The organism is Amycolatopsis sp. MEPSY49 (assembly GCF_051337345.1).
Taxonomy (GTDB): domain Bacteria; phylum Actinomycetota; class Actinomycetes; order Mycobacteriales; family Pseudonocardiaceae; genus Amycolatopsis.
The window spans coordinates 7,777-26,208 of the sequence record NZ_JBDLYJ010000006.1 but is presented as its reverse complement, the minus strand read 5'-3'; the positions used below and the strand labels follow the sequence as shown (position 1 = coordinate 26,208).

General features: G+C 67.5%; 22 protein-coding genes. 5 read left to right on the top strand and 17 right to left on the bottom strand.

What is annotated here, in order from left to right:
• Positions 1-13 precede the first annotated feature (13 nt).
• Complete coding sequence (locus tag ABFJ78_RS26230) at positions 14-331, top strand: hypothetical protein (RefSeq protein ID WP_436389065.1); 318 nt, start codon at positions 14-16, stop codon at positions 329-331.
• Positions 332-407: 76 nt separating this feature from the next.
• On the opposite strand, the gene ABFJ78_RS26225 is transcribed toward ABFJ78_RS26230, so the two are convergent.
• The 8 genes from ABFJ78_RS26225 to ABFJ78_RS26190 form a co-directional block, all read right to left on the bottom strand.
• Positions 408-1,673 (bottom strand): tyrosine-type recombinase/integrase, encoded by a 1,266-nt coding sequence (locus ABFJ78_RS26225; RefSeq protein WP_436389064.1) that lies wholly within the window; start codon positions 1,671-1,673, stop codon positions 408-410.
• A 45-nt stretch (positions 1,674-1,718) separates the two neighbouring features.
• A complete protein-coding gene (locus ABFJ78_RS26220; RefSeq protein WP_436389063.1) occupies positions 1,719-1,919 on the bottom strand; it encodes a helix-turn-helix transcriptional regulator in 201 nt (66 codons plus the stop codon).
• Between the two features lie 26 nt (positions 1,920-1,945).
• The gene (locus ABFJ78_RS26215) at positions 1,946-3,589 is read right to left on the bottom strand and encodes a replication initiator (RefSeq protein ID WP_436389062.1); all 1,644 of its coding nucleotides are present in this window, start codon (positions 3,587-3,589) and stop codon (positions 1,946-1,948) included.
• On the bottom strand, positions 3,586-5,169 hold the full coding sequence (locus ABFJ78_RS26210; protein ID WP_436389061.1) for an FtsK/SpoIIIE domain-containing protein: 1,584 nt from the start codon (positions 5,167-5,169) through the stop codon (positions 3,586-3,588). The genes ABFJ78_RS26215 and ABFJ78_RS26210 overlap by 4 nt, the downstream gene beginning before the upstream one ends.
• 327 nt (positions 5,170-5,496) lie before the next feature.
• Complete coding sequence (locus ABFJ78_RS26205) at positions 5,497-5,859, bottom strand: helix-turn-helix domain-containing protein (protein WP_436389060.1); 363 nt, start codon at positions 5,857-5,859, stop codon at positions 5,497-5,499.
• Complete coding sequence (locus ABFJ78_RS26200; RefSeq protein WP_436389059.1) at positions 5,852-6,388, bottom strand: AMED_5909 family protein; 537 nt, start codon at positions 6,386-6,388, stop codon at positions 5,852-5,854. Before ABFJ78_RS26200 ends, ABFJ78_RS26205 begins: the two co-directional genes overlap by 8 nt.
• Before the next feature lie 19 nt (positions 6,389-6,407).
• Positions 6,408-6,695, bottom strand: a complete 288-nt coding sequence (locus ABFJ78_RS26195; protein WP_436389058.1) for a hypothetical protein — start codon at positions 6,693-6,695, stop codon at positions 6,408-6,410.
• A 285-nt stretch (positions 6,696-6,980) separates the two neighbouring features.
• The gene (locus ABFJ78_RS26190) at positions 6,981-7,457 is read right to left on the bottom strand and encodes a hypothetical protein (RefSeq protein ID WP_436389057.1); all 477 of its coding nucleotides are present in this window, start codon (positions 7,455-7,457) and stop codon (positions 6,981-6,983) included.
• 452 nt (positions 7,458-7,909) lie between these two features.
• Between ABFJ78_RS26190 and ABFJ78_RS26185 the strand changes: the two genes are divergently transcribed.
• Positions 7,910-9,277 (top strand): hypothetical protein, encoded by a 1,368-nt coding sequence (locus ABFJ78_RS26185; RefSeq protein ID WP_436389055.1) that lies wholly within the window; start codon positions 7,910-7,912, stop codon positions 9,275-9,277.
• A gap of 3 nt (positions 9,278-9,280) precedes the next feature.
• On the opposite strand, the gene cutA is transcribed toward ABFJ78_RS26185, so the two are convergent.
• Positions 9,281-9,607, bottom strand: a complete 327-nt coding sequence (gene cutA / locus ABFJ78_RS26180) for a divalent-cation tolerance protein CutA (protein WP_436389053.1) — start codon at positions 9,605-9,607, stop codon at positions 9,281-9,283.
• 258 nt (positions 9,608-9,865) lie between these two features.
• The gene (locus ABFJ78_RS26175) at positions 9,866-10,618 is read right to left on the bottom strand and encodes a GNAT family N-acetyltransferase (RefSeq protein WP_285999219.1); all 753 of its coding nucleotides are present in this window, start codon (positions 10,616-10,618) and stop codon (positions 9,866-9,868) included.
• Positions 10,619-11,105: 487 nt separating this feature from the next.
• On the opposite strand from ABFJ78_RS26175, the gene ABFJ78_RS26170 reads away from it, so the two are divergent.
• Positions 11,106-11,258, top strand: a complete 153-nt coding sequence (locus ABFJ78_RS26170; protein ID WP_436389052.1) for a hypothetical protein — start codon at positions 11,106-11,108, stop codon at positions 11,256-11,258.
• 1 nt (position 11,259) lies between these two features.
• Here the strand turns inward: ABFJ78_RS26170 and ABFJ78_RS26165 are convergent, their stop codons facing one another.
• From ABFJ78_RS26165 to ABFJ78_RS26135, 7 genes are all read right to left on the bottom strand, one after another.
• Positions 11,260-12,090 carry a LysR family transcriptional regulator gene (locus ABFJ78_RS26165; protein WP_436389697.1) on the bottom strand — a complete coding sequence of 277 codons (831 nt, stop codon included), beginning with the start codon at positions 12,088-12,090 and terminating at the stop codon, positions 11,260-11,262.
• 16 nt (positions 12,091-12,106) lie between these two features.
• The gene (locus ABFJ78_RS26160; RefSeq protein ID WP_436389050.1) at positions 12,107-12,487 is read right to left on the bottom strand and encodes a DUF427 domain-containing protein; all 381 of its coding nucleotides are present in this window, start codon (positions 12,485-12,487) and stop codon (positions 12,107-12,109) included.
• Between the two features lie 62 nt (positions 12,488-12,549).
• On the bottom strand, positions 12,550-13,314 hold the full coding sequence (locus ABFJ78_RS26155; protein ID WP_436389049.1) for an HAD family acid phosphatase: 765 nt from the start codon (positions 13,312-13,314) through the stop codon (positions 12,550-12,552).
• A gap of 81 nt (positions 13,315-13,395) precedes the next feature.
• A complete protein-coding gene (locus tag ABFJ78_RS26150; RefSeq protein WP_436389048.1) occupies positions 13,396-14,562 on the bottom strand; it encodes a THUMP-like domain-containing protein in 1,167 nt (388 codons plus the stop codon).
• A gap of 1 nt (position 14,563) precedes the next feature.
• Positions 14,564-15,529 (bottom strand): class I SAM-dependent methyltransferase, encoded by a 966-nt coding sequence (locus ABFJ78_RS26145; protein WP_436389047.1) that lies wholly within the window; start codon positions 15,527-15,529, stop codon positions 14,564-14,566.
• Between the two features lie 4 nt (positions 15,530-15,533).
• Positions 15,534-16,313: an enoyl-CoA hydratase/isomerase family protein gene (locus tag ABFJ78_RS26140; protein ID WP_436389045.1), complete on the bottom strand. Its 780-nt coding sequence runs from the start codon at positions 16,311-16,313 to the stop codon at positions 15,534-15,536.
• A gap of 54 nt (positions 16,314-16,367) precedes the next feature.
• Positions 16,368-17,189, bottom strand: coding sequence for an ABC transporter ATP-binding protein (locus ABFJ78_RS26135; RefSeq protein WP_436389044.1), 822 nt, complete (start codon positions 17,187-17,189; stop codon positions 16,368-16,370).
• A gap of 299 nt (positions 17,190-17,488) precedes the next feature.
• Here ABFJ78_RS26135 and ABFJ78_RS26130 point away from each other — a divergent pair, with 299 nt between their 5' ends.
• Both ABFJ78_RS26130 and ABFJ78_RS26125 read left to right on the top strand, forming a co-directional pair.
• Positions 17,489-18,034, top strand: coding sequence for a cysteine dioxygenase (locus ABFJ78_RS26130; RefSeq protein ID WP_436389041.1), 546 nt, complete (start codon positions 17,489-17,491; stop codon positions 18,032-18,034).
• Complete coding sequence (locus tag ABFJ78_RS26125) at positions 18,031-18,426, top strand: rhodanese-like domain-containing protein (RefSeq protein WP_436389039.1); 396 nt, start codon at positions 18,031-18,033, stop codon at positions 18,424-18,426. The genes ABFJ78_RS26130 and ABFJ78_RS26125 overlap by 4 nt, the downstream gene beginning before the upstream one ends.
• Positions 18,427-18,432: the final 6 nt, after the last annotated feature.

The following is an 18,432-nucleotide window of genomic DNA, read 5'->3' as shown; positions in this document are numbered from 1 at the left end:
CCGCTCGCAGGCCTTGAAGACGCTGCAGAACAACAACCCGGGGCTGAAGATCTCGCTGACGCTGCCGGTGCTGCCGACCGGCCTGACCGCCGACGGCCTCAACGTCGTCAAGTCGGCCAAGGACGCCGGGGTGAACCTCGACCTCGTGAACGTCATGGCGATGGACTACTACCAGGGCGCGGGCGACCAGGGCGCGAAAGCGATTTCCGCGGCCAAGGCGACGCAGGCGCAGCTGAAGTCGCTGTACGGGCTGAGCGACGCGGCGGCGTGGAAGAAAGTCGGCGTCACCCCGATGATCGGCGTCAACGACTCGCAGAACGAGATCGTCTGACAGCGAAATGCGCTCTGACCTGGGGATCATCACCCCGATTCATGGGGTACCAGTAGCCTAGGCCGTCACCAGGCCGTCAGGCCGTCTCTTCAGCTTCTCCGGCCGCCGTGCGCGGCTTGAACATCTCATCCGCAGCGGCCCGCGCCCGCTCATGGCTCGACGGCATCAAGTGCGTGTAGACCTTGAGCGTGAAGCCCTCGTTGGTGTGACCGAGGTAGGCCGCCAGCTCCTTGACGCTCACGCCGCGCGCCAGCATCGATGACGCGAACAGGTGCCGCAGCGCGTGCATCCCGTCGTCCCGGTCCTCATAGGACAGACCGGCTGCCTTGAACGCCGGTTGCCAGATGACGTAGTTGAACGCCGTCCGCTTGTACAACTCGCCATGCTTGTTGACCATGAGAACGTTGATCGTCTCGAACGCACGCCCGTCACGCTCCGCCCACGGCAACGTGATTCGCGTAGAAGGGAACCGCTCAGCGTACGCATCGAGGGCATCCAGCACGCCCCGTCCAATTGGAATGGTTCGCGTCTTGTGCCCCTTCGGGAGTTTGAACTTCCGTTCGCTGCCAACGGTCACCATCTGCCGCGTGCAGTGGTAGACCATCTCGCGCCGGTCCACGTTGTCGAGACTGAACGCGAACATCTCGCCCTGCCGCAGCCCCAGCCCGGCGCCCAGCGGAACACATGGCTTGAACCGCTCGGGAAGAGCCAGCTCTATCCGCCGCAGGCGAGCGTCAGGCCACGGAACCACCTTGCGCTGAATCCTTTTCGGAGCCTGAATCGACGCGTCACGACAAGGGTTCTTCTTGATCTTCCCGTCAGCTACGGCAGCATCCAGGATCGAGGACACGAGGTCGAAGAGTGTCCTCTGATAGGTTGCCGAAGTCTCCCTATCCTGCTTACGAAGCCACGCCAGCCACTCACGAATCGGCTCGGGAGTCTTGAAGGACGAGAGGAGCTTGTTACCAAGGAACGGGTAAACCTGATTCTCAAGCCGCGACTTTTCAATATAGACCGTCGATTCGTCCTGCGATCGGCCGGCCATCACAGTCTCCGCATACACGCGGAACTTGACTTTTCCCGCATTAGGATCGGCATAAGTTCCCGCGTACACGTCGTTTTCCATCTTGGTAAGGAACTCACGCGCAGCAGTGAGCTTCCCATCCGGAAACGACCGCGACCGTTCCACCTTGTCCGGATCCAGGTAGCGAACCTTGTACCTCAAACCCTTCCCGTGCAGCGAGGTTCGCTCCTGGACCGGCTTACCCCTGCCGTTGAGCACCGGCTTCCCGGTTTCGGGATCTTCCTTGTCCCGAAACCACCTATCTTGAATATGGCCCATCCCGCTCTCCCTTCTTCGCAACCGATTGCCGAAACATCGATCCCGTTACGCGACACCCAACTCCGCGACCCAGGCACGTACCGCCACTGGGTCATAGCGAACATGCTTACCCAGCTTCAGGAAGGGTGGCCCATAGTTCTTGAGCCGCCAGTCCCGCAGCGTCTTTTCCGGAATGCCGAGGAAAGCCCCCAGTTCTTCCGGCCCCCACAATCCCTCGATCGCCACCACACTCACCCGCACCGTCATCCCCGCGTCCTCCCCTCCACGTTGGGTCAAGCAGCCTCCAGGACCGCAGCTGCCGAAGTTTCTTGCCCTGGAGGTGCGGCGGCGAGCATCGCGGCCGAGTACTCCGCCTGCCACGTGATCCGCTCCGAAATCGCCCGCATGACCAGCTGGTCCCGTGGCGGGCAGCGGGTATCCCCAGGCTCGACCTTGCGCCACACGAACCGATCCGGGGCCGGTTCCGGCTTGCTGATCCCAACCGCAGCCAGCGCGGACAGCACGAACCCCCGGCGGTCGGCCTTGTGATCAGCCACCGTCTTCCCGGACCACTTGCGCGACACCAGGACCCGCCGCCCCGGAAGCCCGAGAGTTGCCCGGCGGTGAGCGCGTCCCTTGCAGTGCCCCGGAGTCGTCTTCCCGTTGGCTCCCTTCGGATTGATCCCATACAGCAGCCAGACCGCGCAGCGCGGCGAGCACGGCGTCACGGCCAGCTGGGTGTGAAGCATGTCGTGGTGGTCCTGCTGACCGGCGGTGCCAGCCTCCACGACCTCACCCGTGGACTTCGTCAGGTACTTCGTGAGATAGCCGATATGGCGCCCGGCTTCCTCCGTCCCACCGAGCAAGCCCTTCGAGTGCACCTGCGCACCGAAGGTCACGACATGCGCCGGAGTCTCGACGGCCTCCACCGCGTCATCCCAGGCCGTCAGCGGCGCCCGCGTCTCCGGGTCCACAAAGGAACGCGAATCGGGATCCCACAACGGTTTCCGGTCCGTGTAGACCATCTCGTCATGCGCAGGCCACCACACCTGGTGATAGGTCGCCTCCGTGACCAGCCGGATAGTCTCGTGCGAGATCGCACCCCGCAACGCCGCGTGCAAGTGCGGAGCCGCCCGCTTCTGGGGCTCGACCGTGGCGAAGTACTGCACATCCCAGCCGACGACGCGGCGCAGGTTCTGCCACCACCGATCCACCAGCGCCGCGAAGTGCACCGCATCCCGAGCAGCCCGCCGATAGTCATACGATGCCGGGTCGACCGGGGACCCATCGGGCCGAACCCGGCCGTAGGTGTCGCAGGTCAGTGTGACGAACATCGACGGCCGGAACTTCCCCGCGAACTCCCGCCCCACCGTCGTCTTGCTCACCTTCCGCCGAGGCAGGTTCGGCGCATCCTGCCGCCGCTTCGTCGACCGCTTCACCGCCTTCCGCTCCACCTCATCCAGCGAAGGCAGCCGACCCGTCATCCCCGAGGCCCGCAACTCGGCATCCACGCCCGCGACCTCTGCCCGCAACTCTTCCGCCTCAACCTCATCCCCTGCCACCACCACGTCCCGGTAGTGCGCCGCCAAGTCGGCCCGGTAGGTCAGCAACTCGGTTTGAGTCTCCGAGGGCTTCTCGCGGGTGATCACCGGCTCTTCGGTCAGGTGCCAGCCCTCCCGGCACTGGGCCTGCCGCAGCGCCTTCGCCTTCCGGGCACAAGGCAGGCACACCGACTCCACCGTGGAGCCGCACGGGACGGGGACATAGCGGACCTCGCCGGTTTCGGTGTCCCCGACCTCCATCGTGAACGGCCGGACACACACCCCGAACTTCTCCGCCGTGGCCTTCACGACCTCCGCCGACAACGCCCCGCGGACTCGCCCGACCGGGTTGGCCGGCGGGGCCTGCACCTGCACATCTTCCGTCGTGGTGGTCATGCCGACCTCCCTTCGCCCGTGCGCCGATCGGCCAGGTTGACCACCTGGGCTCCGCCGTTGGTGACGTAGTTCTCCAGTTGCTTGATCGTCTGGTCAGGCACCCATCCCGCGCGGACGCGCAGGGGTTCGCGGATGCCTTCGCCCCAGACGTAGCCGACCCCGGCCGCCGACTCGGGAATCCGGTTGGCCCACGCGCCACGCTCGTACGCGCCGTCACCGAGCACCATCGGGACCTGCGTCTTCGAGGTCAGCCGCATCGCGATCCGCCGGGGCAGCAGCTCCCGCACCGGCACCGTGTCCTTCGTCGGCTCCTGCACATAGCCCCGGACCGTGAACCCGAGCGCCCGGCCCTGCGTGGTCAGAATGGCCAGCTTCTCCACGATCAGGTCCCGGGTCTTGCGGTCGGTGTACTTCGTCAGCGCCCCGATCTCGTCGAACTCCAGCAGCTCCACCGGATACTCCGTCGATATCGGCACCTCCCGCGTGTTCCCGGCGAAGACACGCTTGCGGTTCTCCAGCTCCTCCAACAGTGCGTCGAGGACGTCGAGGGCTTCCTTTCCGGACTGGCCGTAGCGGGCAAAGATCCCGCGCCCGTAGGACAGCTCCATCGCCTTCGGGTCGATCCCCGACACCCGGATAACCCCGGCCCGGATCGCCGACGCGGCTGCCACCAGCGGGCACCACATGACCGAGTTCTTCCCCGACCCGGTAGCCCCGGCGACGAGGGTGTGTGACCCGGTGCCGACCAGCGGGAGCCTCCACGGCTTGCCGTACTCCGTCGCTCCGGCGAACACCGCCCGCAGATCCACCCCGGTCCCGTCGACGGCGACCAGGTCCGGCACCGGCAGGCACGTCACCGGTGAGGCCAGCAGATCCCGGCGCATGAAGTCGATCGACACCACGTCGGGCTCGAGTTCTCGAATTTGGCAACGGGTGACCTTCCGGGCCACCGCCAGCGCGCGGGCCGCCTGGTCGAACTCCTCCGGGGTCTGGCCGGCCACCAGCCGCACTCGCACCTCATCCCACGAGGCACCGGACCGCACCGACAGCAACTTGGGCACCGCGACCGGGTCCGAGCGGTTCTCACTGCGCGACACCGAGTGGCGCCGCCGCCCGACCAGGGACACCGTCACGTCGACCGGCACCGACGCATCCCGGACCACCAACCCGCAGGCGGTCAGCCAGCCGCCGAGCTTCTGTCCGTAGAGCGCCCAGCGCAGCCACCACGACCGCACCCACCGCCCGCACCACTGGTCATAGCCGACCGCGTCCAGCCGCCACCAGACGAGCTGGACCAGGCCCAACATCCCGACCGTGACAGCAAGCGAGACCCAGCCCAGCCAGTTCCACCACGCCCAGACCGCCACCAAGGTCAGGCAGGTTCGCCAGCGGGTGACCAGTTGCCGAACAATCCAGACCACCGCCCGCAGCAGCCCCCACAGGGCCACCGCCACGAACGCGAGCGCGGCCAGTAGCTCCGCCATCCGCGCAAGGGCGTGACCGACCTTGGCCAGCACCCACAGCAGCACCGCCAGGCCGCCGCCGACGAGCGTCGTCATCATCACCGCGTGTGCGTCCATCAGCGGCCACCTCGCACACCAGCGGTCGGCAGCGTCAGTACCAGCGGCAACATCCCCATACAGGGACCGCACTTGCTCTCACCGGGCAGTAGCCGGGCGAACTTCTTACAGTTTGTGCAGCGCATCCGGGTGACCCCGGTTGACTGCCGTTGGTTGTCATCATTTATCGTATTCATTGTTCGCTTACTCCAGTGGACAGACGCAGAACCGGAACAGGTTGGTAGCCAGGGGCCGGTTCTGCGTTCTAATAGGACAAACTCGCACACGCGGACGTGTTTATCTGACACACGTCCCACGTGTGGAATATCAATATTCAGTTCTTTGAATTCAACTAGTGCGCGCAGCCTCCCCGTGCCAAGTTGAGCAGTTGCCGCGTGAACGGAGTTCGACGCCTTCGGCCAACAAAATGTTGCGGGTTTGGTTGTAGCTCATGCAATACGTCACGGCGAGCTGCCGGATCGACCGGCCGTCGCGGTATGCGTTGACCAAGCCCGGAGGGGTGGGCGGCAGAGGGATCTTCGGCGGCCGCAACTTCACGCCCTCGTCGAGCAACGCAGTACGAATCTTGCGGTAGCTGAACGGATACCGCGCCACCAGTCCCTCGATCGTCTCACCCACCGCGTAACACTCGACCAGTTCGGCGACCGTCACCGAATCCAGCGCGCCCGACCTAGGCCCTTCCTCAGTCATCACCGCCACCCATGGAGTCCGCGTGCACCCTTAAGGCCAACAGGGCGAACATGGCACGATCCTCGCCCAGCGCGTCCGCCAGCGCCGCGATCACCTCCAACGACCCCGGTCGACGCGATCCCACCTCGATCGCTTGCAAGGTCGACTTGCCGATCTTCGCTTTCGCCGCCACGGCAGTCAGGCTCAACGATTTCCGTTCCCGCGCCGCCCGGAGATACACGCCGAATTCGACGTCCGGCAACGGCGGAAGCTGCCCTTCGCTCAGGCGCGCAGCCGGGACAACGTGAGTGCCCGCCGCCTCTACCCCTTCCCGTCCGTAGTCCGATTTCCACTCAGGCTTCTTGGTCAGGCTCTCCACCTCGCGCCGTTCACGGTCGAACCAGTACAGCGCCTCGTGGTGGTGTCCCCGATCAAGATCGGCGACCGCCCGGTACATCCGCGCGTTCGCCCGCCGGAACGCCACCCACGCCGACACCGGCGCATCCCGTCCCGGCATCCGCGCATACGAATCGTCGTGCGCCTCGTGCAATGTCCGAGGCCCCCGAGCGTCAGCAGCCGCCACCGTCGCCGCTCCCATCACGCCCGTCCGGATCCGCCACGCGAGCAGCCAGCAGCGCCGCCAGGTCGTCCACCCCTTCGCGGAGCCGGAGAAGGAACGCCACGCATGCCGGCCACTCGTCCCGGTCGCGTGGCACCGTCAGCGATACCGCCGAAGTCGCTCCGGTCACCACCAGCATGGGCGGGCTCGCCGGGTCCGGGCCGGTCTCCTCCACCGCCACCGGGTCCCGGGACTCGACCGTCCACGTGACCCCGAACCCGTCGACTCGAAGTACCATCACCGTCTGCCTTACTCGCCCAATCCCTTGCCAGTTCCGCGAAACCTTCAGCCGCCGACTCCAGCGCCGCTACGCACCACCACGGCAATCCCTGCGTCTGCGCGAGTTCGTGCCACGCCCGCGACACCCGCCGCGCCGCGTTGGAGGTGTTCAGCGAGTTCACCGGCGACAACACGCGCTTCCCGTGCTCCCACGCCGCCATGTAGTCCCGATAGGCGGACTCCCAGGACCGAACCCGGCCCTGAAAGTCCTGCCCACCGGATGACGGCTCAGCCGCTCTCACCGTCACGCCGCCTTGCTCGCCGCTTCCCCACCGGCCGCCGAGCCCGACCGACCCGACGACTTCGAACCAGCACCGGAACCCGCCCCGGTCTCCTTGAACCCGGTCGCGCGGAACGCGTAGGACTGGTATTTGAATTCGCCCTGCCCGGCCACCTTCGGCTCAGCCGTGAGGCCGTCCAGCTCTACCGGCCGCATGCCGGGCAGCACTTCCGGCCCCGTGGGCACCGGCTGGTGATCGGCCAGCAAGATCACCTCGAACGAAGCACGCTTCGCCTTCAGCTCATCCGGGTCGGTCACCATTACCTTCCACTGGCGCTTACCCGTCACTTCGTCCACCCGCTGCCGCGTCGGACGACCCGCCGCCCGGTCCTCCCGAGACTGGTACTCCGTGTCTGCCGTCACCTCCCCCACCATCACAAGCCCCTGGGGAAACGCCTGGTCAAACGCGATTTCGAACCTGTAGCCCCTGGCGATAGCCATCTGATTTGAACCCTTCGTTGTAGCTACTCTTTGAGCGATGCTTTATCTGCATCTACGTCATCAGCCGTGTCCATCAGCATCCGGCCAATCGTTCGCGCCTCATCAGCGGATAACGTCAAATCTCGTATGCCTGGGATAGAAAGGATTACAGCCGCTCCTTCTCGGAACGCCCACATGTACCTCTCCGCCCCCTCGTCACCATCCTCACTCGGACGAGAGCCGGTGCGTCGCACGCGCTTCGCCATGTAACAGCCCTCTCACTTCGCGGCCTCCCTACGTGCTCGGCTTGTCGAACAACTACTACAATCGGCCAAACAGGCGGGTTCCGAAACAAAGGGCGGGCATACGAATACAGCAGCGCGCACGGAATATTCCTCCGACGCATATCGCCAGGTCAGAGGCGCGCCAACGTGCTACACTCGATGCATACGGCATCTTCAGGGGGTGACCAGATGAACGACGATGTCACAGCGGTTGCGCCGGACCTTCCGGCCGACTTCTGGGAACAGTCCGACATACGTTCGCCCCTGCTTAGCCAGCACTTCGGGCGGTTCCTCCGCGCTTATCGCTCCGCGCAGTCCCCGAAGGTCAAGCAGGCCGACCTAGCTGCCTGGCTCGGCATCACGCAAGGCCAGCTCAGCAAGCTCGAACGGTCCCCCGCCGCCATTCATGACCTGGTCAAGCTCCAGAAATGGGCCGAAGCGCTACACGTGCCAAGCGATCTCTTGTGGTTCGGAAAACCGCAGGCCGAGGCCGGCCAGCGGGAAGCCGCTCCGGCCGAGACAACCGATCAGGAGCCAAGTCACGTACCCCGCCGCGACCTCCTGAAGGGCGCGGGCGTCTTGGCCATTTCGGCCGCAAGCGCTGGATTGCTGGCGAACGCGCCTTGGCAGCGCCTCATGGATTCCGTCGAAAACGACCGTCCTGTCGATATGGCCACCGTTCAACTCATGCAAGACCGAACGGCGGACTTTCACGACAACGAACACACCGTCCCGGCACGGCAGTTGCTTGACGGATTAGTGCGTCACCGCGCGGTAATATCCGCCTTGCTCGCCAACGCTCGAACAGAAAGTATTCGCAACGAACTCGTTCGCACTTTCGGCGAGACTGAAGCACTCGTCGGATGGCTACACTTCGACCTTGGAAACGCAAACGAGGCAGTGCAGTCCTGGCGAAAGACGCTGAAGATTGCCAAAGACTCAGGTGACGGCCCGTTGGCTGCGTGTGCGCTTTCCTATTGGAGCTACCTGGCGTCCTCGCGAAACGACACCGTCCCGGCCGTGCGGCTACTACAGCAAGCCGAAAGCTACGTTCCCGGTAATACAGCTCCTGCTACCCGGTCATGGGTGGCGGCGCGTCAGGCCGAGGAACTGAGCCGTCTGGGCAATGAGACGGAGGCCATGCGTGCGCTAGAACGGGCTTTCACGGCGTTCGACTTCGCACACCCGCGCACGGAGCGCCATTGGACGACGTTCTTCACGGCGAACAGGCTGGGTAGCCTCACGGTGTCGACCTACATGGGACTTCAGCACAAGGACGCTCCTGCCATCGCAGATTCCTTGCTTGCGTCCCTGCCTCCGACCGTTCGGAAGCAGCGCGCTCTAGCTCTCGCCGACTTGACGACGCTTTGCGTGCGGGCGAACGACTACGATCGCGCACGCGCGCTGGTGGACAGTGCGATCGATTCGACAATCCGCACCGAGAGCAGCTTGTCACGACAGCGCCTGCTCACACTGTCCTCCGAGCTTGCGTCCGCGAAGAAGGGCAGTCCTGGAAACACCATGCGAGACAAGATCCGATCAGGCTTGCATCGGTAGCGGCTACGCTGGCCGCGTCTCGGTTGTCAGCCAAGCAAGGTATTCTTCGCTACCCGCTTCGATCGGCTGCGCGACAATATCGGGCACGTCGTAATGGTGATTCTCTTTGATGTGAGCGAAAAGCAGGTCAAGCCGGTCACCGTCGGTCTTGACCAGGCACTGCCACTCCTGCTCATCATGAATGCTGCCCTGCCAACGGTAGAAGCTCCGGACTGGCCCGGTCACTTGGGCACACGCGCCGAGACGTGCCTCTACGATGCCGCGAGCTAACCGCGCTGCGTCCTCTGCGCTGTCCGTCATCGTGACGACCGTGTAGTAGCTACGCGACAACGTGTCCTCCTTCGGTCCGCGCCTGCCCACCCGAGTTTACTGCCGAATTTGGCTCTATGGGATCAAGGCGCCGCCTGCGGCGGCGCGTACAGGTCACCTTGCGTACGTCGGGCGCTGCCCTTGGCGGACCGGCCTCCGCTCCGCTCTGGCCAGCCGCCGGGCGCGCCCGCCGAACAGCTCGGCACCGCACACGCGCCGCCGCCGACCTCCAACCCCATCGAGCACCGTCATCACCGTTCGGCATCGAGACTCGATGCGTCACGGTAGGGCGCTCATCGGGTGCTGCATCCAGACGTTCCACTCCTCGTACATGCCGAGGTCGCGTTCACGGTCGATGTCCACCAGGTCGAGCGCTCCGGGGACGACGTACCGGCCGGTCTGGGGAAAGGCCATGCCCGTCCATTGCTCCCATTGAGCGATGGTTCCGGACACAACCATGGACCGTGGGACAGGGGCCACGATGTTGGCCCCGAGACGTTGATGCGTGCGAATCCAGGGGTCCAGATGCAGCCCGTCCTCGCGGGTCCAACGCAGAAAATCCGCCATCGACGTCAGCGGATAGCTCGCCTTCAACGTCGGCCGCACCGGCACGATAACTCGTTGGAGACCGGCGTCCGCCGCGCGTTCGCGGAGAGCGGTCAGCACCTGTCCGGCCAGGCCGCCGCCCGAGTGGTCGGGCCGGACCGTGGCAGACATGATGCACAGCGTGTCAGGTTCCACCTGGCCTTCATATCCTGTCACCGCAGCAACGAGGGCACCGTCGTAACCGTCCGGGAGCGTGTCCGCTTCGCCGTCCCAGTGCAGCGTCACCGCGACCGCGCTGGCCAGCACCTCCCCATCGTCGACTAGGAGCACGTCGAACTCCGGAAAGTACTGTTCTGCGGCTTCACGGTGGGCGCCCGACACCGCATCGTGGAGAACAAACTCCGGCCACGCTGCACGCAACGAAGCCACGGCGCCAGCTTTGAGATCACGATTCTCAGCGGTGGTGACGATCTTCAATTTCCGCACCAGCAGAGCCTAAACCGCTCCACCGTCCCACGACGACGCACCTATTCAAGGCGGGCCGTTCCCTCGCAGGCGATCGTTTAACACCGGCCTACCGGCATCAAGAGCGCCTGACGGCGTCGCTACGCGATGAGCTCCGCTCACTCTTGACACCAGCAGTCCGGTGCTAACCAGCGGCAGGGGCGAGGAAGACGGGGGCGGAGAGCCCACCGCGTACACCAGCCACGGAAGAGGGACCCGAGGATGCCAAGCCGACGGCTCAGCCCGAATCAGACGGCCCTGTTCAGCCATTACCAACTCACCCTCTGGACCGAGCAGGCCCGCGCCGCCAGGCCGTCACCAGGCCGTCAAACGATCGGACGGGACCGGACCCAACCGGACGCGACAAGCACAAAGCAGCAGGTCAACGGCACGCCACGCCGCCGACCCGCTGCTAGGTCGCGCAAGGTCGCAGAACGAGATCTTCTACCAAAAGGACGCGAAGGCGCTGGTGGCGTTCGCGAAGACGGTCCACCTGGGCATGCTGTCGTTCTGGGAGGCGGGCCGCGACGCGAACGCGTGCACCGGCGCGCTTTACAAGTGCACCAACGTGCCGCAGTCGCCGTACGAGTTCGCGAAGATCTTCGCCGGGTACACCGGCTGATTCACCAGCGGGCGGCGTCCGCGAGCAGTGCGTCCCGCACTGCCGCGGGCCCCGCCCGGCAGGGTTCCGCGCGGGTGACCACGAACAGCGTGTTGATCGGCGGCTCCTCCGGTTCGAGCAGCGCGACCAGCGAACCCGAAGCCAGCTCGGCCGCGCACAGGTACCGCGGCAGCACGCTCACCCCGAACCCGGCCAGCACGCCCGCCAACACACCCCGCAGATCCGGGACGACGACCGCGGGCCCGGACGGCGGCCGCACGCCCAGCACCGATCGCCAGTAGCGGCGGATGATCGGCAGATCCTCCGCGTACGCCACCAGCGGCGCCGAACGCGGGTCGCCGGTGAAGCCGCGGGCGCCGACCAGGACGAACTCCTCGTCCGTCAGCGGGGTCGCCGTCAGACCGCGGCCGCGGGGGCGGATCGTCGACACGACCAGGTCGAACCGGCGCTGCGAAAGCCCCGCCAGCAGGTCCTCGGCCAAACCGAACGTCACCCGCAACCGCAAACCCGCCGAAACCAGGCCCGACAGCGCCGGCAACACTCGCAAGGTGGTCAGCTCAGTGGGCCCGGCCAGGTGGACCGGCGTCGCGAACGGGTCGACTTCGCCGACCGTCAACGCGGACAGCGCGTCCACGTGCGGGGCGATGCGCGCCGCCAGCTCGTCGGCCGCCGAGGTCGGGGTCACGCCCCGCGCCCGGCGGACGAACAGCTGCTGCCCGAGCTCCTCTTCGAGGGCTCTGACCTGCGCGGTCACCGTCGGCTGGGACAGCCCCAGCGACGGCGCCGCGCCGGTCAGCGAACCTGCCCGGTGGACGGCCAGGAACGTCCGCAGCAGATCGAGGTCCAGCTCAGTCCTCGATCAGCTCGATCGAATCCACGACGTTCGGGTAGAACGCGACGTGGTCCTTGATCGGCGCGACCGGGTCGTACGGCTTCTCGTACGTCCAGACCGCGTTCTCGCCCTTCACCTCGCCCGCGTTGAGCGAGTAGTAGCTCGCCTCGCCCTTGTACGGGCAGTACGTCTCGTGGTCGGTCCGCTCCAGCACGCCCGCGTCGACGTCGGCCAGCGGGATGTACTGGACCGCCGGGTACGTGGATTCCTGCAGCGTGAAAGCGTTGCGGCTGTCCGCGATGACGCGGCCGCCCGCCTTGACCACCACGCGCGCCTTCGTCGGCTCGACGGTGATCGGGTGGTCCGGGCCCGGGACCAGCACCTTCTTCTCCGGCATGTCAGCTCCTCGAGAGAATCGTGTACCAGGAGCAGCACCCCGGGCCCGGCCGTTATTCCGGCTCAGGGCAGGTAGTACATCGGGTTCGGCAGCTTGATCGGGCGCAGCGCGTAGCCGCCCTCGAGGTCGCTGAACTGGTCGCCGACGTTGAGCACGATCTTCGCGCCGGTCGCCTCGATGTGCGCGCGCGTGCCCGACTTGTACTGGACGGTGTTGCAGGTCAGCCCGCACGGCAGGTAGTCGGGCGCGGTGGTCTTCGGCTTGAAGAACGCGCCCGCTGGGGCCGGGTAGCCCTCGTTGGCCAGGTTCTTCAGCGACTGCGGGCCCTGGAACTCGTTGCGGCCGGTCAGGAAGTAGACCTTGACGCCGCGCTGCGAGGCCCAGTTGGCCAGCTCCAGCACCGGCTTGTTGGCGACGAACGTGCCGTTGTCGATCGCCTGCTGCTGCTTGACCGGGTCGAAGCCGAAGTCGTTGTCGGCCTCCCAGCCGTAGGTGATCTCGGAGGTGTCGTCGACGTCCAGCACGATCGCCGGGTTGTTGACCTTGCCCAGCTGCTGCTGCAGGTAGCGCTTCGCGTCGGAGACGACGCGGTTGCTGTCCTTCGCGAACTGGCTGGTCTCGGAGTAGTGGTGCTTGCCCGCGGCGTCGAGGTAGTCGCCGTAGTAGGCCTTGACGTCGTTCTTGACCTGGCCGATGTTGGCCGGCTCCTTCGAGCGGGCGGCGGTCGCGTCGTCCGACCCGGCGAGCGCGGTCGCCCCCGAGGCGACGGTGGCGCCGATGGCCGCGGCGGCGGCGAGCTTGACGAGACTTGACCATTTTCCGGACACGGCGAACCCTCCAGTGGAACTTGACGACCCGGGGAACCTACGTCACGTTCACCGGGAGTTCCACCCCTCGAAAGTTTCCGTTCACTTGATTCTTTCAGCGCGGCAGAGGAACGCGACGGGCGACCGGCCGATCCGCGTCAGCACCACCGAAGCCTCCGCGCCACCGCGGGGTTTCAGCCGCCGCCGCAGCGCGTCCGGGTCGACGTCCAGGCCGCGCACCAGGATTTCCAGCCGCCCGACGTCGTGCTTCTTGAGGACAGCCTTCAACGCCTTCTCCGTGTACGGCCCGTGTTCCAGGACGCGGAAGGCCCGCACACCCGGCGGCGGAGTGTCACCGGTCAGGTACGCGATGCGTTCGTCCAGCTGCCACAGCCCGTGCCGCGCCGCGTAGTGGCGGACCAGGCCGGCCCGGACGACGGCGCCGTCGGGGTCGACGATCCACTCCCCCGGCTCGCGCGTGGGCAGTTCGTCCGGTTCGGCGTCGGTGACCGTCCACTGTGTCCCGTCCGAGCGCAGCACGGTCGCCCGCCGCGTGACGCCGGTGCCCAGGCCGCGCCAGAGGCAGGATTCGCGGACCTGACCGTCCAGGGACACCAGTTCGACCTCGTCCGCCCAGGGCGTGAGCGCGAAGTCGAGGCCGGGCGCGCACTTCACGGACAGCGCCCGTCCCGGGTAGGCGTCGACCAAGCCGTCCAGCGGCGGGGCGAAGTCCGCGGGTTTCCACGCCCGCCGTCCGGCGGAGTCCCGCCGGGCCGGATCCGCGACGACGACCCCCGAACGGCTCGCCGGCCGCAGCGCGTCGGCGCGGACGAGTCCGAACGCGACACCGGCCGCGCTTCCGTTGTGCCGCGCCATTTCCAGCCGGACCGGGTCCAGATCGGACCCGAGCGCGCGCCGCGCCACCCGGGCGATTTCGACGAGGTCGGCGCCGACCGAGCACGTGACGTCGTGGACGTCGAGCCCCGCCAACCGCGCGGCCCGGTGCCGCGCCACAATCGACGCGCTCGCCTGCTGGAGCGCGTCGGACGTGAACAGCCAGTCCACACCGGACAGTTTGCCGACGGCCTTCCGGCGCAGCAGCACGGTTTCCAGCACCGCGGCCGCGTGCTCCTCACCTACCAGACGACGAACGGCCGCAACCGAAGCGATCCGGTCGGTCAGCGGCAGGACCGAGACCTCGGCGAGCGCCGCGACACCCACGTCCGAACGCAGGTAGGCGACGTCGCCGAGGCTGAACGAATAACCCAATTCAGGACGGCCGCTTGGTCCCGGTGATCATCACGTTGTAGAACAGCTCGCGCGGCAGGATCTTCGACAGCACCTTCTTGTCCACAGCGGACAGACGCAGCCACAGGCGGTAAGCGAACATGCGCCAGCGCACGGTGAGCTTCTCCTGCGGCACGGCAGCCTCGAACGTCCGGATCGGCCAGCCGGCCAGCGCCGCGGCGAACTCCTCGGTGACCGCGTGGACGTCCTGCGCGCCGGCGCCGCGGGCCCACGACTCCAGCTCCGACGGGTCGAACGTGTGGATGTCGACCACGGCCTCCAGCGCGGCGGCGCGGGACGACTCGTCCAGTTCGGACTGCGGACGGCGCCAGCCGCTCAGCGCGGGCAGCTTCGTCACGCGGGTCGTCAGGAACCAGGTGAACTGGCCGAGCTTGCGGGCGTAGAAGTCGCCCACCTTGGTCGGCTCGCCCGCGAAGACGAACCGGCCGCCCGGCTTGAGCACGCGCAGCACCTCGCGGAACGCCGCCTGGACGTCCGGGATGTGGTGCAGCACCGCGTGCCCGACGACCAGGTCGAACGTGTTGTCGTCGTACGGGATGCGCTCGGCGTCGGCGACGCGGCCGTCGACGTCGAGGCCGAGCTTCTCGGCGTTGCGCAGCGCGACCTGGACCATGCCGGGCGAGAGGTCGGTGACCGAGCCCTTCTTGGCGACGCCGCCCTGCATGAGGTTCAGCAGGAAGAAGCCGGTGCCGCTGCCCAGCTCCATCGCGTGCTGGTAGGGCTGGCCGTCCTCGCCCGCGACGGCGTTGAACACGTCGGTGGCGTAGGAGATGCAGCGCTCGTCGTACGAGATCGACCACTTCTCGTCGTAGGTGCCGGCTTCCCAGTCGTGGTAGAGCACGTTCGCCAGCTTGGGGTCGGCGTAGGCCGCCTGGACCTCTTCGGCGGTGGCGTGCGGGTTCGGGGCCGGGTCGTTCACGTCGGTCAAGGCGTCATTTCCCTTCGAAAGTGGCCTTGCCGGGCCCGTTTTCGATGAACGACTTCATGCCGTTCTTCTGGTCTTCGGTCGCCCAGAGGGCGGCGAACAGGTGCGATTCGAGCTTGAGCGCGTTCGGCAGGTCCATGTCGAGACCGCCGTCGATGGCCGCCTTGGCCGCGCGCAGCGCGACGGCCGGACCGTTCGCGAACTGCGCTGCCCACTTGTGCGCGGCCGCGTAGACGTCGTCCGGCGCGACGACCTGGTCGACGATCCCGAGCCGCAGCGCCTCTTCGGCCTTGACGAACCGTCCGGTGTAGACGATGTCCTTGGTCTTGCTCGGGCCGATCAGCCGCGCCAGGCGCTGGGTGCCGCCCGCGCCGGGGATGACGCCGAGCTGGATCTCCGGCTGGCCGACCTTGACGTTGTCGCCGGCGACGCGCCAGTCCGCGGTCAGCGCCAGTTCGAGGCCGCCGCCGAGGGCGTAGCCGGTGATGGCCGCGACGACCGGCTTCGGGATGTTCGCGATGGCCGCGAGGGTGCCGGTGAGGTTCGCGCCGAACTTGGCGATCTCCGGGTAGGTGCGGGTGGCCATCTCCTTGATGTCCGCGCCGCCCGCGAAGGTCTTCTCGCCGCCGTAGAGGATCACCGCGCGGACGTCGTCGCGCTCGGTGGCCTCCTTCGCCAGCTCGGCGAGCTCGGCGGTGACCTGGGCGTTCAGGGCGTTGACCGGCGGCCGGTCGAGCCGGATGGTGCCGACCCCGTCCTTGACCTCGAGGGTTACGAACTCTCCCACGCCACTCCTCCTCGTTGAACAAGTGCCAGCAGGCTACCCGCCGGTAAGGCCACCCTAGCGGCGACGGGCGAAGAAGCGATCCCCGGAGCGCTCCAGCACGAGGTCCTGGTCGAACGTCTTCGAGAGGTTTTCGCTGGTGATGACGTCGTCGACCAGGCCGGAGACCACCGCGTGGCCGTCGCGCAGGAGCAGCGCGTGGGTGAACCCCGGCGGGATCTCCTCGACGTGGTGGGTGACCAGGACCAGGGCCGGCGCGTCCGGGTCCATCGCCAGGTCGGACAGCCGCGCGACCAGGTCCTCGCGGCCGCCCAGGTCGAGACCGGCGGCCGGCTCGTCGAGCAGCAGCAGCTCCGGGTCGGTCATCAGCGACCGGGCGATCAGCGCGCGCTTGCGCTCGCCCTCGGACAGCGTGCCGAAGGTGCGCTCGGCCAGGTGCCCGATGCCCATCGCGTCGAGCAGCTCGGTCGCGCGGGCGGTGTCGAGGGTGTCGTATTCCTCACGCCAGCGGCCGAGCACCGCGTAGCCGGCGCTGACCACGACGTCCTTGACGAGCTCGTCACCCGGCACGCGCTGGGCGATCGCCGCCGACGTGAAGCCGATGCGCGGGCGCAGGTCGAAGATGTTGACCCGGCCGATCCGCTCGCCGAGCAGGTCGACCTCGCCGGTGGTCGGGTGCAGCTCGGCCGCGGCGAGGCGCAGCAGGGTGGTCTTGCCCGCGCCGTTCGGCCCGAGCACCACCCAGCGCTCGTCCAGTTCCACGGTCCAGTCGAGGCCGGCGAGGAGGTCGTTGGTCCCCCGTCGGACGCCGACACCGGCCATCCGGACCACGAGGTCGTCAAGTTCGCTGGGCTGGATCGGCTCGCTCACGAGGCCCATTCTGTCTTCCGTCGCGCGCGCGTGCGCACCCGCCCGGGTGAGACGGCGAACCGGCTGGTCGGAGCTGTCCACGAAGTGGAACAGCGCACTCCGCTCGGACGGGCTGTGGCATGATCGCGCCATGTCCGCCGACGCGCCCGTGACCCCGGTGACCCGGGGCTCGTTCTGGCGCCGTCGCGCGATCGACCTGCTCCTCGTCGCTTCCGCCGGGTGTACGCGGGCGCGGCTCCGCTGATCTTCTCCCGCGGTGCCGCGCTGCCTCGCGTCCTGATCACCTTCGCGTCCGAGGAGCACCCGCGTTGACCACTTCCCTCGTCCGTCCCGCCGTCGAGATCCACCCGCAGCTGACCGACCCGCTGCTGCCCGAGCTGCTGCACCCGTCGCGGCTGCTCTGGACGCCGCGCGAGCTGGCGGACCTGACGGCCACCGTCACCACCGAGCTGACCTCGAGTGTCAAGGACATCCTGCGGTTCGACGAGGACCGCCGCTGGTGGGCCCGGCTGGCCCTGACCGACGGCGTCGAGCTGTGGCTGCTGTCGTGGCTGCCCGGTCAGCACACCAAGCCGCACGACCACGGCGGCGCGTCCGGCTCGTTCACCGTCCTGCAGGGCGAGCTCGGCGAGGAGTACCGCTACCCCGGCGGCCCGATCCGGCGGCGCACGCACGTCGCCGGCGAAGGCATCGGCTTCGGCGCCGGCCGCGCCCACCAGGTGACCGGCATCGGCGACGCGCCCGCGGCGAGCGTCCACGCGTATTCGCCGCCGCTGGTCCCGACGCGCGAGTACACGACGCTCGCCGACGTCCCGGCCGAAATCCCGCCGCTGCCCGCTATCGTCCACGGATGAGCGCCATCGACACGCTGCTGGCCGACGCGCGGTCCGGGCTGGACCGCGTCGACCCCGCGCGGGCCCGCGAACTGCAGGAGGCGGGCGCGCTGCTCGTCGACATCCGGCCGCTGGCGAACCGGGAAGCCGAGGGCGAGATCCCCGGCGCGGTGGTCGTCGAGCGGATCCACCTGGAGTGGCGGCTGGCGCCGGACAGCGAATGGCGGCTGCCGGGGGTGACCGAGGACTCGACGGTCGTCGTGCTGTGCAACGAGGGGTACTCGTCGAGCCTCGCGGCCGCCGATCTGCAGCGACTGGGGCTGCCGCACGCGACCGACCTCGAAGGCGGCTTCCGCGCGTGGGCTGCCGCCGGCCTGCCCGTGCAGACCGGCGGCAGCCCGGCGGTGCCGTAAGGGGCC

What these genes read in the sequence shown, in the direction of transcription:
- ABFJ78_RS26225 (WP_436389064.1), bottom strand. Translation starts at nt 1,673, where the DNA reads ATGGGCCATATTCAAGATAGGTGGTTTCGGGACAAGGAAGATCCCGAA.
- ABFJ78_RS26220 (WP_436389063.1), bottom strand. Translation starts at nt 1,919, where the DNA reads ATGACGGTGCGGGTGAGTGTGGTGGCGATCGAGGGATTGTGGGGGCCG.
- ABFJ78_RS26215 (WP_436389062.1), bottom strand. Translation starts at nt 3,589, where the DNA reads ATGACCACCACGACGGAAGATGTGCAGGTGCAGGCCCCGCCGGCCAAC.
- ABFJ78_RS26210 (WP_436389061.1), bottom strand. Translation starts at nt 5,169, where the DNA reads ATGGACGCACACGCGGTGATGATGACGACGCTCGTCGGCGGCGGCCTG.
- ABFJ78_RS26205 (WP_436389060.1), bottom strand. Translation starts at nt 5,859, where the DNA reads ATGACTGAGGAAGGGCCTAGGTCGGGCGCGCTGGATTCGGTGACGGTC.
- ABFJ78_RS26195 (WP_436389058.1), bottom strand. Translation starts at nt 6,695, where the DNA reads ATGGTACTTCGAGTCGACGGGTTCGGGGTCACGTGGACGGTCGAGTCC.
- ABFJ78_RS26190 (WP_436389057.1), bottom strand. Translation starts at nt 7,457, where the DNA reads ATGGCTATCGCCAGGGGCTACAGGTTCGAAATCGCGTTTGACCAGGCG.
- ABFJ78_RS26185 (WP_436389055.1), top strand. Translation starts at nt 7,910, where the DNA reads ATGAACGACGATGTCACAGCGGTTGCGCCGGACCTTCCGGCCGACTTC.
- ABFJ78_RS26160 (WP_436389050.1), bottom strand. Translation starts at nt 12,487, where the DNA reads ATGCCGGAGAAGAAGGTGCTGGTCCCGGGCCCGGACCACCCGATCACC.
- ABFJ78_RS26135 (WP_436389044.1), bottom strand. Translation starts at nt 17,189, where the DNA reads ATGGGCCTCGTGAGCGAGCCGATCCAGCCCAGCGAACTTGACGACCTC.
- ABFJ78_RS26125 (WP_436389039.1), top strand. Translation starts at nt 18,031, where the DNA reads ATGAGCGCCATCGACACGCTGCTGGCCGACGCGCGGTCCGGGCTGGAC.